This window comes from Mycobacterium sp. NTMscope_Eco_3 (assembly GCF_976985685.1).
This window is the reverse complement of record NZ_CDRJYZ010000001.1, coordinates 3,418,152-3,432,521: the sequence shown is the minus strand read 5'-3', so window position 1 is coordinate 3,432,521 and position 14,370 is coordinate 3,418,152. Positions and strand designations below refer to the sequence as shown.

General features: G+C 64.1%; 10 protein-coding genes and 2 pseudogenes. 4 read left to right on the top strand and 8 right to left on the bottom strand.

Features of this window, described 5'->3' with window-relative positions; genetic code table 11:
* Entirely contained in the window at positions 1 to 537 is a 537-nt protein-coding gene (locus AC0KTM_RS15480) for an HD domain-containing protein (protein ID WP_036429517.1), read from the bottom strand.
* 621 nt (positions 538 to 1,158) lie between these two features.
* Here AC0KTM_RS15480 and AC0KTM_RS15475 point away from each other — a divergent pair.
* The gene (locus AC0KTM_RS15475) at positions 1,159 to 2,082 is read left to right on the top strand and encodes a cation diffusion facilitator family transporter (protein WP_008260765.1); all 924 of its coding nucleotides are present in this window, start codon (positions 1,159 to 1,161) and stop codon (positions 2,080 to 2,082) included.
* A gap of 482 nt (positions 2,083 to 2,564) precedes the next feature.
* Positions 2,565 to 2,741 (top strand): annotated as a pseudogene (locus AC0KTM_RS15470) (IS1380 family transposase); the annotation flags it as partial.
* Positions 2,742 to 2,869: 128 nt separating this feature from the next.
* On the opposite strand, the gene AC0KTM_RS15465 reads toward AC0KTM_RS15470, so the two are convergent.
* The gene (locus AC0KTM_RS15465; protein WP_225325533.1) at positions 2,870 to 3,220 is read right to left on the bottom strand and encodes a hypothetical protein; all 351 of its coding nucleotides are present in this window, start codon (positions 3,218 to 3,220) and stop codon (positions 2,870 to 2,872) included.
* A gap of 541 nt (positions 3,221 to 3,761) precedes the next feature.
* Here AC0KTM_RS15465 and qcrB point away from each other — a divergent pair.
* A complete protein-coding gene (gene qcrB, locus AC0KTM_RS15460) occupies positions 3,762 to 5,450 on the top strand; it encodes a cytochrome bc1 complex cytochrome b subunit (protein WP_036429510.1) in 1,689 nt (562 codons plus the stop codon).
* Positions 5,451 to 5,900: 450 nt separating this feature from the next.
* Here the strand turns inward: qcrB and AC0KTM_RS15455 are convergent, their stop codons facing one another.
* From AC0KTM_RS15455 to AC0KTM_RS15430, 6 genes and pseudogenes are all read right to left on the bottom strand, one after another.
* Positions 5,901 to 6,029 (bottom strand): hypothetical protein, encoded by a 129-nt coding sequence (locus AC0KTM_RS15455; protein ID WP_255642287.1) that lies wholly within the window; start codon positions 6,027 to 6,029, stop codon positions 5,901 to 5,903.
* 27 nt (positions 6,030 to 6,056) lie between these two features.
* A complete protein-coding gene (locus AC0KTM_RS15450) occupies positions 6,057 to 7,655 on the bottom strand; it encodes an Nramp family divalent metal transporter (RefSeq protein ID WP_008257385.1) in 1,599 nt (532 codons plus the stop codon).
* Between the two features lie 74 nt (positions 7,656 to 7,729).
* On the bottom strand, positions 7,730 to 9,022 hold the full coding sequence (locus tag AC0KTM_RS15445; protein ID WP_008260758.1) for a magnesium transporter MgtE N-terminal domain-containing protein: 1,293 nt from the start codon (positions 9,020 to 9,022) through the stop codon (positions 7,730 to 7,732).
* A 179-nt stretch (positions 9,023 to 9,201) separates the two neighbouring features.
* The gene (ctpC, locus tag AC0KTM_RS15440) at positions 9,202 to 11,445 is read right to left on the bottom strand and encodes a manganese-exporting P-type ATPase CtpC (RefSeq protein WP_014942896.1); all 2,244 of its coding nucleotides are present in this window, start codon (positions 11,443 to 11,445) and stop codon (positions 9,202 to 9,204) included.
* 8 nt (positions 11,446 to 11,453) lie between these two features.
* Positions 11,454 to 11,735 carry a DUF1490 family protein gene (locus tag AC0KTM_RS15435; protein WP_008257367.1) on the bottom strand — a complete coding sequence of 94 codons (282 nt, stop codon included), beginning with the start codon at positions 11,733 to 11,735 and terminating at the stop codon, positions 11,454 to 11,456.
* 214 nt (positions 11,736 to 11,949) lie between these two features.
* Positions 11,950 to 12,216 (bottom strand): annotated as a pseudogene (locus AC0KTM_RS15430) (IS21 family transposase); the annotation flags it as partial.
* A 164-nt stretch (positions 12,217 to 12,380) separates the two neighbouring features.
* Here AC0KTM_RS15430 and AC0KTM_RS15425 point away from each other — a divergent pair.
* Complete coding sequence (locus AC0KTM_RS15425; protein WP_014942895.1) at positions 12,381 to 14,207, top strand: IS481 family transposase; 1,827 nt, start codon at positions 12,381 to 12,383, stop codon at positions 14,205 to 14,207.
* Positions 14,208 to 14,370 lie beyond the last annotated feature (163 nt).

The following is a 14,370-nucleotide window of genomic DNA, read 5'->3' as shown; positions in this document are numbered from 1 at the left end:
TCACAGCCAGCCGCGCACCCGGCCCACCGCTGCCAGCAACTCCTCCCGCGCGGCATCAACAGCCCGATGCACCGGATCATCGGGCCCATAGCGTGCCAAGACATCGCTGAGCCGATCCTCGACCGACACCGCAGAACCATCAGGTCCAGTCGTCAAATCACAAAACGTCAACGCGTCCAACACCTCTCGGGGAGGCTCGCTGAATGCCGATAAGCCCGACACGCCCCGTTCGCATGCCTCCCCGCGCGCTCCGCTATGAAACGCCACCAACGACGCAACCAGCTCCCCAAAGCCTGCCGATCGGGCAAACATCGCGCCATCGAGGGGATGGAAACCGGTTTGGCGCACCGACGGCGCATAGCCGATATCGTGTAGCCAGGCAGCCGCCACCAGACAATCAGCAGTCTCGGCGTCGAAATGTCGGCCAAGCTGCCCCGCTGCCGCGACCACACCCCGCACATGCGCCAACCGCCGAGGCTGCCGAGCAAGCCGCGTCTCGGCCTCCCACCGTGCACGCTCTGCCAGCACCCCGCTCACACCAGCCAGCCTACGAGGCCCACCGTCATCTCGCAGTCCCCATCCCACACCTGCACACCGAACACAGCGTGTAACCAGCACGCATCCAGTGGCCACCTGCGGGCTTCGCTTCGCTCCCTGTGCTCCCGTCCGCTGACGCTCCCGTCCGCGCCGGTCGCTACGCTTCGCCCTCCGTCCGCCACCACAGCAGCGCCCATCAGCAACGACCTCCGCGTGCGCCCTGGCATTACTGAACGGCCGGCGACTCCGCAGCCCCGCCCCACTGCCAGCATGATCCCGGGAAGCTGATCCTAGCTCAGGGCGACGCCACCCCGCTCGTACCAACCGGGCCGGACCGCCTCTGACCTGCGGTGTGAGAATTTTCTTTACTGGTATCAAGCGGCTGTCCGGTCGGCTATTTCCTGGATTCGCTTGCCGTGTGGCGCGAAGCGCACCGGGCTGGCACTCACCCCGCCTTGGCCCCACCTGCTTTCTGCGCCCGCTGCTGGCAGTATGGCGGGTGAACTTTGCCGAGATGGCGACGGCGACGACCCTCAGCTCGCTAGCGTGAAATATGTAGTGGTCATTTAGCTAAACGCGGGAGACATCCAGATGAGCTCATCCAGCAAGCGCGATAACACTATGGAGCCCACTCCCAGCCGGCCCGATGGTGACGGGCACGGGCTGCGCATCGGCAGCGCCGGTGAACGCCATCAGAAACCGTTGATGATCGCATTCGCGTTGACCGCCACCTATGCCATCGTGGAGGTCATCGGCGGTATCGTCACCGGGTCCCTGGCGCTGATCAGTGACGCTGCCCATATGGGTACCGATGTGCTCGGACTCGGGCTCGCCTTGTCCGCGATCTATATGGCAAAGCGGCCGGCCGCAGACCAGCGCACCTATGGCACATACCGGTTGGAGGTGCTGGCCGCAGTAATCAATGGGCTGTTGCTATTTGGCGTCGCCTTTTACGTCCTCTATGAGGCGGTGCGGCGCTTCCTCGCGCCGCCAGAGGTACTGGGTGTGCCGATGTTGATCGTGGCCACGGTCGGGCTGGCGGTCAACATCATTTCCTTTCGGCTGCTCACCGCAGGCGCCAAGGAGAGCCTGAATGTCAAGGGGGCCTACCTGGAGGTGCTCTCCGACATGCTCGGTTCGATCGGCGTCATCGTCGGAGCCATCGTGATAGCAATCACCGGATTCCGCTATATCGACGCCATTGTCGCCGCGGCTATCGGCCTGTTCATCCTTCCGCGCACCTGGCAACTCATGCGTCAAGCGCTGCGCATCATCATGGAGGTCGCACCCCCCGGAGTCGACGTCAACGGCGCCGCCCGTGACCTGACCGCAATTCCGGGTGTCCGTGAGGTCCACGACCTGCACATCTGGACGGTCACCAGCGGCATGGAGGCCGCAACCGCACACGTGGTGATAACCGATGGCGCCAACTGGCACGCTGTGCTGGACTCAAGCCGCCAACTCCTTGCCGAACGCTACGGGGTAACCCATTCCACAATCGAGGTCGAGCCTGCCGGCCACGTCGAACAACCCGCCGGCTTCTGACCGCAGCGAGCAAACGGGTGTCCGAAGCGAAGCCTCGACACCAACGTGGGCCGCCGGAAGCCGCTGACGACACCTTGCATCTGTCGTGAACCAGGCTCGCGCGACGCGAAACGTTTACACCGCGCAGTCTGAACGACCACCAGAGAACGGCAGTGTGCTCGCTTCTCGTCGGCTCAACAACGCGTTCGGCACGGTTCCAGCCGGGTGCATGGAACATGCTGGTACCACACAGCAGTGCGAGTCGGGCACCCGGGCATTTGGACCCGTAAGCCTATGGGCACGTTCCTACACAACGCGTCCCAGGAGGTCCAATGATTGGAGGTCGGCGGCTGATCTTACGCCCGAAGTTGCGCGTGTGTTCGCCGACCTGATCAACGGACCACTGGCGCGGACGCCCTTGGAGCGTTCGGCGCCAACAGGATCCGATCCCGCTGCCTTCGCCCACAACCTGCCGCGCGTTGCCGCAAGCTGGGATCAACCGCAACTCCGTCGCGCGGGACGCCACACTGCGCCACAAGGTCGTCGACGTTTCGGCCCGCCTGACCCGACCTCAACGCCGACCTCTTCTGCATCTGCTCAGCCATTGGCCCTGGGCTGACGCATGGCTGACGTTGTGGTGCAACATGATCGGACAGCGCCCACCACGGCTGACCGCCTGACGATCGCCGAGAAGGCCGGAGCGGAGCAACAAGGAAGCCGGGCAGACCAGCGGATACAGCACGCCGTCCGTCGAAATCATGATCAGACCAGTCGGCGTCAGCTAACACCAGCCCCCGGTGGATTCAGGCTAAGGCAGCGACGGCAGCGTGATCTCCGATGGCAGCGTGATTTTCGACGGCAGTGATGGGAGGGTGATTTCCGACGGCAGCGACGGCAGCCGAAAGCCGCCCGACGTGCTGGTGGTCGGCGCGGTAGTTGCCGTAGTTGTCGTTATGGAGGGGCTGCCGCCCTGGCCGCCTGTGAACAGAGCGACGATGCCCCAGGTGATCAGGGCGATGAGGATCGCGAGGACCGCTCCTAACAACACCACGCGCCTGCGATACCAAGGGGTGAGACGCGGCTGGTTTCGACTCTGGCCGAGATTTGTATAGCTAATCTGGTCATCGCCACCGTTATTCGGAGATTCGTAGCGGGCCACGGTGCCCGATCGTAACAGTTACCATTCACGCCCGGAACGCTTCCGGGTCGATGGGCGCGAGCCAGGTGGTATCGCTGGCGCCCAGCCGCAGTCGCAAAGTGAAGAACGGGCTACTGCGCGTGGGCAATTGCTGGGTTCCCCTCATGACACGAAATTTGAAAGCCGTCACGGAGTTTAGCGCTGCTACTGACAGCGATTCTACTGCAGGTGAGCACTTAACCGCGTGACATCCGCGGGCCAGATATCCACGACGCGGTGGCGCGGAGCCGCGATACTGATGACGCGAACAGTCGACCCGAACAGTCGACCCTGCTTGCCGTGGTGCTTGGCCGTAGGTAAGCAGTATGCACGCGCCTCAAAGCATGGGGGGTGTGCCGCGAACGAGCCTCGACTATTGTGCCTGCGGCCCACTGCTGCGGGTTCGCCGCCCGGGGCAGCCATTGGGGGATCGCGCTACGCGTTTAACGGCCCCAGAAATGGTAAACACTTTCGCCGTGAAGCGATGCGTCCACTGCTCACTTTCGCGGCATCTGCGTTGCCGATGAGCCAAAAATTCGATGACGTGCTCGTTGATCAGGGCGGCGCGCTTGATTCGCGGTATCACCCCTCGGCGGCGCTACGGCGTCAGCTCAATAAGGTGTTTCCCACGCATTGGTCGTTTCTGCTAGGCGAGGTGGCCCTGTACAGCTTCATCGTGCTGGTGATCACGGGGGTGTATCTGACCCTGTTCTTTGACCCGTCGATGACTGAGGTCACCTACAACGGGGTCTATCAACCGCTGCGCGGCGTGGCGATGTCGAAGGCCTACCAGTCGACGCTGGGTATCAGTTTCGAAGTGCGCAGCGGGTTGTTCGTCCGGCAGGTCCACCATTGGGCGGCGTTGATGTTCGCCGCGGGGATCATGGTGCATCTGGCCCGAGTCTTTTTCACCGGGGCGTTTCGGCGGCCCCGGGAAGCGAACTGGGTGATCGGCGCGCTGCTGCTGATTCTGGCCATGTTCGAGGGCTACTTCGGCTATTCGCTACCCGATGATCTGCTGTCGGGCACCGGGCTGCGCATCGCGTTGTCATCGATCACGATGAGCGTCCCGGTAATCGGCACATGGCTGCACTGGGCGCTATTCGGTGGCGACTTTCCCGGCGACATCATCGTTTCGCGCATGTACGCCATCCATGTCCTGATTCTCCCGGCGATCTTCGCGGCACTCATCGGCGTGCATGTGGCGTTGGTGTGGTTTCAGAAACACACCCAGTTTCCCGGTCCCGGCCGCACCGAGAACAACGTGGTGGGTGTGCGGGTCATGCCGGTGTTCGCGGTCAAGTCCGGCGCGTTTTTCGCGATGACGGTAGCCATCTTGGGTCTGATGGGTGGGCTGTTGCAGATCAACCCGATCTGGAATCTCGGTCCCTACAAGCCGTCGCAGGTGTCGGCCGGTTCCCAACCCGATTTCTATTTGATGTGGACCGAGGGGCTGGCTCGCCTTTGGCCGGCGTGGGAACTGTACGTGTGGGGCCACACCGTGCCCGCGGCGTTCTGGGTGGCGCTGCTCATGGGAGTGGTATTCGTCCTGTTGACGAGTTATCCGCTCATCGAGAACAAGATCACCGGCGACAACGCCCACCATAACCTGCTGCAGCGGCCGCGCGACGCGCCGGTGCGCACCGCCATAGGGGCGATGGCGATCGCCTTCTACCTGGTGCTGACCTTCAGCGGAATGAACGACATCTTGGCCTACAAGTTTGAAGTCTCGCTGAACGCTACGACCTGGATCGGTCGCATCGGGATGGTGGTGCTGCCGCCGATCATTTACTACATCACCTACCGGTGGTGCGTCGGACTCCAGCGCAGCGACCGCGCGGTGCTTCAGCACGGCGTCGAGACCGGCATCATTAATCGCCTTCCGCACGGCGCCTACATAGAAATACATCAACCGCTAGGAGACGTCGACGAAGACGGTCACCCAATTCCATTGGAATATCAGGGCGCGGCAGTACCCAAGCGGATGAACAAGCTCGGCGCCAGCGGCGCCCCCGGCACGGGCAGTTTCCTGCGGCCAGATCCGGCCGAGGAAAGCGACGCACTCGCCCGCGCCGCGCAATCCGCTGAACGGCACGCGATCGCTGCGCTGCGGCAACGCCAGACAGTCACTAGTTCAGGCGACGGGCGAGCGATCAGAGACGACAGCCAGAAAGCCGAGATTCCCCCGAGGTCGCAGAGGCATCAGCTATAAGGGGTAGCGATGTAGAAAAACCGAAGAAGTACGACAGAGAGTTACGCGGAGCAGCGGTTCGGATGCAATCCCACCCCGTAGGGGATGCCATTCGGCGACGTCAACACCCGTTCTTTGACCGAGGAGGGCACCACCCCACACCCGGGCAGGCCGCCGCCGTTTCGTCAGCCGTGAACACGTTGCACCACCCAGACCTCGCCGGCGCGCCGCTCGCACGCTCAACCCGTGGCAAGCCAAACAACGATGTCGTAGCCCCACACACGGTCCTTGTCCTTGCAGCGCCGCAGCAAAGAGCAGTATTATGCTGGTCGTCGACCGTTTCCCACGAGACATATTCGTTTGGGCCACTGGTTTTCCCTCAGGGTGTCAAAGGTCTTTTAACGCGGGAGCGTTGCGGACCACCGACATGATTTCGGCTGGTGCGCGCGCAACATCATCGACATTCGATGATCATGAACGGCACTGCCAGAGCGGCCGCAATGGTGGCGAGGATGGCGTTCCGGTGATCTGTTGGATGTCGTTGTAGTGCGGTAGGTATTTGGCTTCGGCGGCGAATCGCCCGTTGCGTGGCGTGCTCATTTGGTGACCTTTCGGATTGGCCCAAATTCATCGGCCGCTGAGCTGGACAGCCTTGACGATGAGCAGGACGGCGCCGACGACGAGGTAGCCGCGCAGCGCAATCATGCCTAGACGGGTCCCTGGCGACCACGTCACGGGCTCTAACAAGGTCAGTGGTGGCATTCGCCAGCTATTGCGGTCAATAGGCCGCGCCGGGCTCGATGCCGCCGGTGGTGAGGGCTGGCGGCGACCCATCCAACGAAGTGCCGGTACCGTGGCTGCGGCGAGTATGACCAAGGTCAGTGCCAGGTAGCCGGCGACAACGATCACGTCGAGGCCGGGGAACAAGGTAGTCGCCATCAGGATTCCCGACAGCAACAGCAGGACGCCGACGATCAGCCCGGCAACCCAGTTGAGCCAGGGCCGATTCACCCAGGGGCCCAATACTTCCCGGTCGTTGCACAGCAGCAGGAGGAACACGCTGGCGCTGGGCAACAGCAAGCCAGCGAGGGCCTGCACGGCGGTGGTGATCAACCCAAGGGGGGCGCCAGGAATCAGCACGATCGCCGCCGCAAACGCCACCATTGCGCTGTAGGAAAGGTAGAACGGTTTGGCATCGGCGAACCCCCGGTGCAGCGAGTGTTTCAGGCCGAATACGTCGCCAAAGGCGTAGCTGGTGGCCAGGGTCACTGCGGCGGCGCCGACGATCGAGGCGTCCATCAGCACGATCGCGAACAACCAGCCGAGCGTCGAATTGTGTTGGCCCAGCAGATGCGAGATGGCGCCGGCGTCGGTGAAACCACCTGCTGTGCCAGTGGAGCGCGCCGCCCAATCGCCGATCATGACCAGCGCGGTGGCGCCGATCACCACGATGAACGCCCCCAACACCGTATCGGCGCGCTCGTAGCCCATAAATCGAGGTGTAATGCGCTTGTCGACGACGTTGGACTGCTGAAAAAACAGCTGCCAAGGCGCCACGGTGGTGCCGACGATGGCAATGATCAAAAGCACCGCATCCGAGGTCACGCCGCCGGAGATGTTCGGCACCACAAATGATTTGGCGGCGTGGGCCCACTGTGGGTGCGCCATCAACAGGATTGGGATCTGCACCAAAGTGATGGCGATGAAGACGAACATGGCCCGCTCCCACCGGCGAAAGCTGCCGCTGGCCATGATCGCGATGAGCGCGATCGCTGAGACCGGAACGACAATGTATTTGGAGATACCGATGTAGGTGGCGGCCAAAGTGATGCCGATGAACTCGGTGACGATCGTGAGGAAGTTGAGCAGGAACAGGTCGCCGACGGAGAACCAGCCCCAGCCGCGGCCGAAGCGTTCGTTGATCAAGCGGGCGTGTCCGACGCCGGTAACCGCGCCGAGCCGGACCACCATCTCTTGGTTGACGATGAGCACCGGGATGAGCAGGAGTAGCACCCACAGCAGGGAGTAGCCATAATTTTGGCCAGCTTGGGTGTAGGTGGCCACCCCGCCGGCATCGTTATCGCCGACCATCACAATGATTCCGGGACCGATAATGGCAAGCAGCGTCAGCAGCCGCGTCTTGAAAGTGCGGGGATGGTCGGTTTCCGCGACGTTAATGCGCCCGAAGGCGCCCTCGATATTACCGAGGTGAGCCGAGTCAAGCACAGCGGTGCGCTTCGGTGGTGGCGACTCGGATCGGTGAGTCGCTGCTGCGTGGCCGGTGGCCTTCTCGCCGGAGGTCACGGCGCCTCACTCTCTGGTGCAGGCGCGTCGCGATCGTCATGCGGTGGGGTGATTTCGCGGACCGGGCGGGGGGCGGGTTCGCGGCGACGCCAATCCTCGGGGATGGTGGCTTCTAGCACGTCGTCGACGGTGACAACCCCGAGCACGCGGTCCTGGCCGTCGACGACGGGGATGGAGTAGAGGTTGAAGTCGGCCATCAATAGGGCGACGTCGGTCAGATCGGCTTCAGCGCCGATTCGAATTGGGTCGCAATCCATCAGTGCTTCAACGGTTTGACCGGGTTCGGCTTGCAGCAGGTCGATCACCGACACGACACCAGCCAGGCGGTTGTCTTCATCAAGGACATGCATCTTGACCAATGCCTCGGGCTGTATCGTCGTGGCGCCCGCGATCAGTGCCAGCGCCGTGCCGGCAGTGGTGCTTGCGGCGCAGGAGACGAAGTCGACGTTCATCAGGCCGCCGGCACTGTCGGGGTTAAAGCCCATCAGGGTGATCACCTTCGTGCGCTGCGGGCCCGGCATCAGCTCCAGGACGCGCCGGCGCCGCGATTGACGCAGGTCTGCGATCGCGTCGGCGGCGTCGTCGGCGCGCATCCGGCCCAATAGTGCGGCGACCTCGTCATCGGCCATGTCATTGAGCAATCGGCTGGCCTTGTCAGGGTCGAGTTCTTCGAACACGTCGGCTTCCAATTCCGGGTCGCTGCGGACCCGGTCGAGGATCTCCCCACCCTCGGCTTTGTCAGCGTCTTCGAGAAGATCAGCGATGTCGGCGGGTTTGAACCCGCCGAGCCGGCCTGACTGACGTCGCGATGCACCGGAGCGGGCGTGGCCGATCAGTGGTTCGAATGCCTTCCAATCTCGGGCCGCATGCCCACCCCGACTTTTGACTAGTCCGAAGAACCGCGCCGGGCGGCGGGTATCCAGACGGGCAAGCACCCACCCGCCGCCGGTATCTTCGAGCTCCACGTCATAGGCGCGTACCAACTCCACGGCAGCCACATCGATCAACCGGTGTCCTAGCACATCAGCGCGCAGCAACACCTCGCCGTCGCGGCGTTCGAAACCGCGCAGATCGATTTTGTGTGTCGCCAATACCACGCGGTCTGGGGCGTACTGAGAAATGGAGGGGCTGCCGATGAACACCCGCCGCCTCCCCACCACAGCGACGATCCCACTCACCAACGGATACTCGTCGGCGCCGCGCAGCCGCACGATCACGTCCTGCACCCGGCCCACAGCCTCGCCCGACCGGGCCAGGACCGGCGCGTGCAGCAACTCTGAGAGATGCATAACCGGGTGCGACCCGACCTGCTCAGCCGACGGCTTTGGTCCACTCACTTGTGCTCCCCTTTCTCACCGGGCGCTCCTCGGCCTCAGGCGTTAAGCGGCCCACTCGAACGGGAGGCCCGTGAGCCCAGACACGCGCCCTTTAAGGATGGCGCTGCGGGGAGGCGCGACAGCATGGGCAATCAATTGGCGACCGGGGACGACACCGCGGCTTGCTGACGGGTGGTGCCGACAGGCGCCCCCGTTGAGTGTTCGTTCGCGGTCGCGGTTTGACCGTTCATCAGGCGGTAGCGGATGAGTCGAGAGCTGTTGGTGACCACCGCGACCGAGGATGCGTTGTGCAGGATCGCGGCGAGCACCGGCGATAGGGCCCCTCCGGCGCCCATGAGCAGACCGACGGAGTTGACGGCGATGGACATGCCGTAGTTCTGCCGGATCACCGCGACGGCTCGTGCACCCAGATCGGGTACGTCAAGCAGGCGCTGCAGGTTGTCGTTGGCCAGTGCGATATCGGCGGTTTCCACGGCGACGTCGGTGCCGGCCAGCCCCATGGCGATCCCGATATCGGCGGTCGCCAGTGCCGGCGCGTCATTGACGCCGTCACCGATCATCGCGACGACGTAACCTTCGTCTTGAAGTTGGCGCACCGCCTGAAGCTTGTCTTCGGGTAGCACCTCGGCGCGCCACTCGTCGATACCGAGTTCGCCGGCCACCACCTCGGCGGTATCCGGATGATCACCAGTCAGCATCACGATGCGCCGAATGCCCTTGCTGCGCAACTTGTTCAGCACGTCGGCGGCCTCGGGGCGGATTTCGTCGCGCAGGCTAATCAGCCCGACCAGCGTGCCGTCCACGGCAAGCAGCAGCGGGGTCTCGGCCTGGCGGCGCAGTTTGTTGACCCACTCGGTTGCCTTCTTGGACACGCGGACTTTTTCGGCACGCAGCAGCGAGGGGCTACCCAGCAGCAAAACGCGGCCATCAGCCCAGGTGCGCATGCCCAGGCCGACCAGCACTTCGCACTGTTCGTGCGGCGGGATCGTGATGTGGCGTTCGGTGGTCGAGCGGATCACCGCTTCGGCGAGCGGATGACGTGAGTGGATCTCTGAGCTGGCCGCGTAGGCCAGGACCTCTTCGGGTTGCCAGTCCTTCTGGAAGGCAACAACATTCGTCACGACGGGGCGCCCAACGGTCAGCGTCCCGGTTTTGTCGAACACGATGGCGTTCACTCGCCCGGCTTGTTCGAGGTGTGACCCGCCCTTGATCAGGATGCCGCGGCGCGCCCCGTTGCCGATCGCGGCGCTGATCGCGGTCGGGGTCGACAATCCCACCGCGCATGGGCACGCGATCAACAGCATGGTCATCGCGCGCCGGATGTCGCCGGTCAGCAGCAGAGTTGCCGCGGACACGATGAACGAGATCGGGACAAATCGGCGCGAGAAGTTCTCACCGACGGTTTGAATCGGTGCCCGGTCGTGTTGGGCCTCTTCGACGCGGGAAATGATGCGCCCGATCGTGGTTTCGCTGCCCACCGCGGCCGCGCGCACCACCAGGCGTCCGCGTACCACCACCGATCCGGCGTGTACACGGGAGCCGACGACCATGCCGACCGGCAACGTCTCTCCGGTGATCGCCGACTGGTCGACCACCGCTTCGCCGTCGAGCACCTCGCCGTCCACCGGGATCGCCACGTGATCGTGAATGACGACCTCGTCGCCGATTTGCAAGGTATCGATGGGGACTTGGACTTCGCTGCCATCATTGGCCCTGATCCAGGCGGTGTCCGCGGTGCCGCGCAACAGGTCGGCGATGGCCCGCCGGGTGCGGCGCAGCGTCAGGTCCTGCAGGTACTCGCCGATATTGAGTAGCCACAGCACGGTCAGTGCGACCACGTTCTCCCGCAACACCATGCTGGCCACCGTGGCCACCGTCACCAGCGTGTCGGTGCCGGCGCGGCCAGAACGAAGCGAGCGTAGCGCCCCGCGGAAGAACGGATAGCCCATGAACACCGTCGCGCCGGTGGCCACCAACTGACCCTTGGGGCCCAGCAGCGGCGGGCGGCGGAAACCGTAGCGGCGCACACCCAACAACACCAGCGCCGCCCCGCCGATCGCGATGCGCAGTACCTCAGTGTTGCGGACGTCCGCCGAGCGCGGCGTACGCGCGGGAATCAGCTCAGCTGCAACGTCTTTGGCCGCCGCAATGGCCGCCATGATCGCCGAGCGATCGCAACGCTTGGGTGAATACCACACCACGACCGATCCGGTGTGGGGATAGGCGTGCACCGCGCGCACCCCGGTCTGCTTGTCCACCTTGTCTTCGACGGCCACCGCACGACGGGAATCCGAACGAACCCACGGAACATGCAATCTCATCCGCCCCGCCGCATCGGAGAGGACTTCTACGGCGGTGTCCTCGACAACAGTCATAACAGCGATCAGTGGTCGTGGTCGTGGACCGCGGCCGCAGCCGGTGGGGAAGCCTCTTCGCCGATGCGTTCACGCGCCTCGGCGACCACGTCAGCCGCCTTCAGCCGAGCCGACTCCGCTACCACTTCTGCGCGACGCGTCCCTCGCAAACTCAACTCCGCGGCCGCGACCGTCGCCCGACGCACCGGCGCCCCACCAGCCGCCTTACGCAACAGCTCATAGGCACTCACGCCCACCAATCCCGTGAACACCGTAGCGGCCGCCTTCGCCGCTAGCGCATGCGGAAACATCAACTTCCTCCTCGTGTTCGGCCCTGTCGGGCGCATTTCATCTACTACTCATTCGACCGTAACATAGATACATCGCAATATCACTATGAATCGACCTTTGGCGAACATCATCAGGGGGGACGTACCCGGATCGTGTTCCCTAGGTCCGGGATTGCAATAATGAGGTGTAAACGGCCATCGGCCACAGCGTGTCGGGCCGGAGGGGCCGTCTGATGACTAAGGCGCGTCGGGCCGAACGCCACGGCTCCCCGTAGTGTTTGGCCGCCCGGGCGAATGCGGCCGTGACTCGGCCGTTTCCGGGGTCGCAGAGGGTGGCCATTCGGTCGAATCTCCAGACTCGGGTCACGCCGCCGAGTTCACGGGTCACCTGGTCCAGGGCGGCGAGCAGGTGCGGTTGATCCTGCGACGGCGACCACGCCGCTCGCCACTTGCCGGAATGGGCCAGAACTCGACGATTGACAACGAGCAGGTGCGCGGTTTTGTCTTACCCGCAGGACTCAGGTTAGTTGGCAGTTTTGGCGAGTCCCTGTCGGTGTTTGGTTTCAAGAGATCTTTGACGGTCTGTTCTCAAGAGACGCTTGACGTTTCGGCCTTATTCGTGATCTTGTTCGGTCCGGCTTTGTTGGTGTCGGGGTGGGCGGGGTTGTGGATCAGCAGGGGTTGGTGGAGTACCGGTATCGGGCGGTGTGCGAGGTGCTGGGTGGCTCGCCGATCGGTGAGGTCGCGTTGCGCTACGGCACGACGCGCCAGTCGCTGGACTCGTGGCGGGCGCGGTTTAAACAGGAGGGCATGGATGGGCTGGCTGATCGGTCTCGTCGGCCGCATTCCAGCCCGAGCATGTTGTGCGCTGATGTCGAGGCCCTGATCTGTCAGATGCGTCGGCAGCATCCGCGCTGGGGGGCTCGCCGGATCAGCCATGAACTGGGACGTCAGGGTCTGGAGCGAGTGCCGTCGCGGGCAACGGTGCATCGGGTGTTGGTGCGCAATGGCCTGGTCGATCCCCAAGCCCAGCAGCACAAACGCAAATACAAGAGCTGGCAACGCGAAGCGCCGATGCATCTGTGGCAGCTCGACATCGTCGGCGGGGTGCCGTTGGCCGATGGGCGCGAGTGCAAACTATTGACCGGCGTCGATGACCATTCCCGGTTCGTCGTGGTGGCCACTGTGTTGGCCACTCCGTCCGCGCGGGAGGTGGCTGAGGCTTTCACCGCGGCGATGCGCCGCTACGGGGTGCCCGCCGAAGTGTTGACCGATAACGGTGGTCAGTTCACTGGGCGGTTCATCAAGCCGCTGCCGGTTGAGGTGATCTTTGAGAAGATCTGCCGCGACAACGGCATCAAACAGCGGCTGACCAAGCCCCGCTCACCGACCACGACCGGCAAGATCGAACGATTCCACAAGACGCTGCGCACCGAGTTCCTCGATCACGTGGCGCCGTTCGAATCGATCGTTGCCGCCCAGCAAGCGATCGACGGTTGGATCGCCGCCTATAACCATCAGCGCCCGCATCAAGCGCTGGATATGGCGGTGCCGGCCAGCTTGTTTCGACCCAACGGCCCGACTCGCCTCGACGCCGAGCAGTCCACTGCTCCCGGGGTTGCGGCCCCGGCGGCGCTGGTGATCGATGTGATCGAGCCACCCCCGCTGCCGCCCGCTGCGGGCACTGCCCTCGAGTTCGACGTGCGGGTCCCGCCCAGCGGAGAGGTCACGATCCGCTCCGGGCGCCAGTCGGTCGCCGTGCATAAGAGCCTGGCCGGACGAACCCTGCACGTGTGGGCCGATCTGCGCAGCATTCACGTCAGCCTCGACGGCGAGGTCCTGCGCACGGTGCGCTCTCGACTCATTCCCGATGATCTGCGATACATGGCGATGCGCGGGGCCCGGCCGGCCGGCCCCGAACCCGAGCGCCCCGCGTTACGCCGCGCCAACGGCACCGCGGTGATCCGGCCCGGTGATGCGGTGGAGATCGAACGCACCGTCACCAAAGACGGCACCGTCTCGATCGCCGGCACCACCCACCTAATCGGGTTCGCCTGGGCCGGACGGCGCGTCACGCTGCGCCTCGACGGACACTTGATGCACGCCGTGATCGACAACGCCCTCGTCGGCACCTGGCCCTGCCCCATAGACACCGGGCAGCTGGGCCGTCTGAGCGGCGCACGTCCACCGGCCACGCCGCTGCCACCCCCACCGATGCCCGCGGGATCGCTGCGTGCTCAACGCAAGGTCCACGACAGCGGCCGGATCATGGTCGCTGGCCAAAACATCAAGCTCGGTCCCCGTCACCGCGGCAAGATCGTCACCGTCGTCATCGAGGACACCCACTTGCGCATACTGCACGGCGAGGAAGAGATCGCCGTCCGTCCCCGACGAAACCTCAAACCCATCACCCGGTTTCACGTCAGCGGCGCAGGAGCCATCCCCCAAAATCGTCAAGCATCTCCTGACGGCAAAACGTCAAAAATGTCCTGAGCCCATACATTGAGTGCGCCGTGAGGCGCTGTGTATTCGAGAGGGGGTGTGAGACCTCCTCTGCCGATCCTGTCGCAGCAGGGCGGTGAAGCTGGGGGCAGCCCGATCCGGGTGATGCCGGTGAGGGTGGCAAGCGGCCCCGACAAAGTCGGAACGTGTCAGC

What these genes read in the sequence shown, in the direction of transcription:
- qcrB (WP_036429510.1), top strand. Translation starts at nt 3,762, where the DNA reads ATGAGCCAAAAATTCGATGACGTGCTCGTTGATCAGGGCGGCGCGCTT.
- AC0KTM_RS15445 (WP_008260758.1), bottom strand. Translation starts at nt 9,022, where the DNA reads ATGCATCTCTCAGAGTTGCTGCACGCGCCGGTCCTGGCCCGGTCGGGC.
- AC0KTM_RS15475 (WP_008260765.1), top strand. Translation starts at nt 1,159, where the DNA reads ATGGAGCCCACTCCCAGCCGGCCCGATGGTGACGGGCACGGGCTGCGC.
- ctpC (WP_014942896.1), bottom strand. Translation starts at nt 11,445, where the DNA reads ATGACTGTTGTCGAGGACACCGCCGTAGAAGTCCTCTCCGATGCGGCG.
- AC0KTM_RS15455 (WP_255642287.1), bottom strand. Translation starts at nt 6,029, where the DNA reads ATGAGCACGCCACGCAACGGGCGATTCGCCGCCGAAGCCAAATACCTA.
- AC0KTM_RS15435 (WP_008257367.1), bottom strand. Translation starts at nt 11,735, where the DNA reads ATGTTTCCGCATGCGCTAGCGGCGAAGGCGGCCGCTACGGTGTTCACG.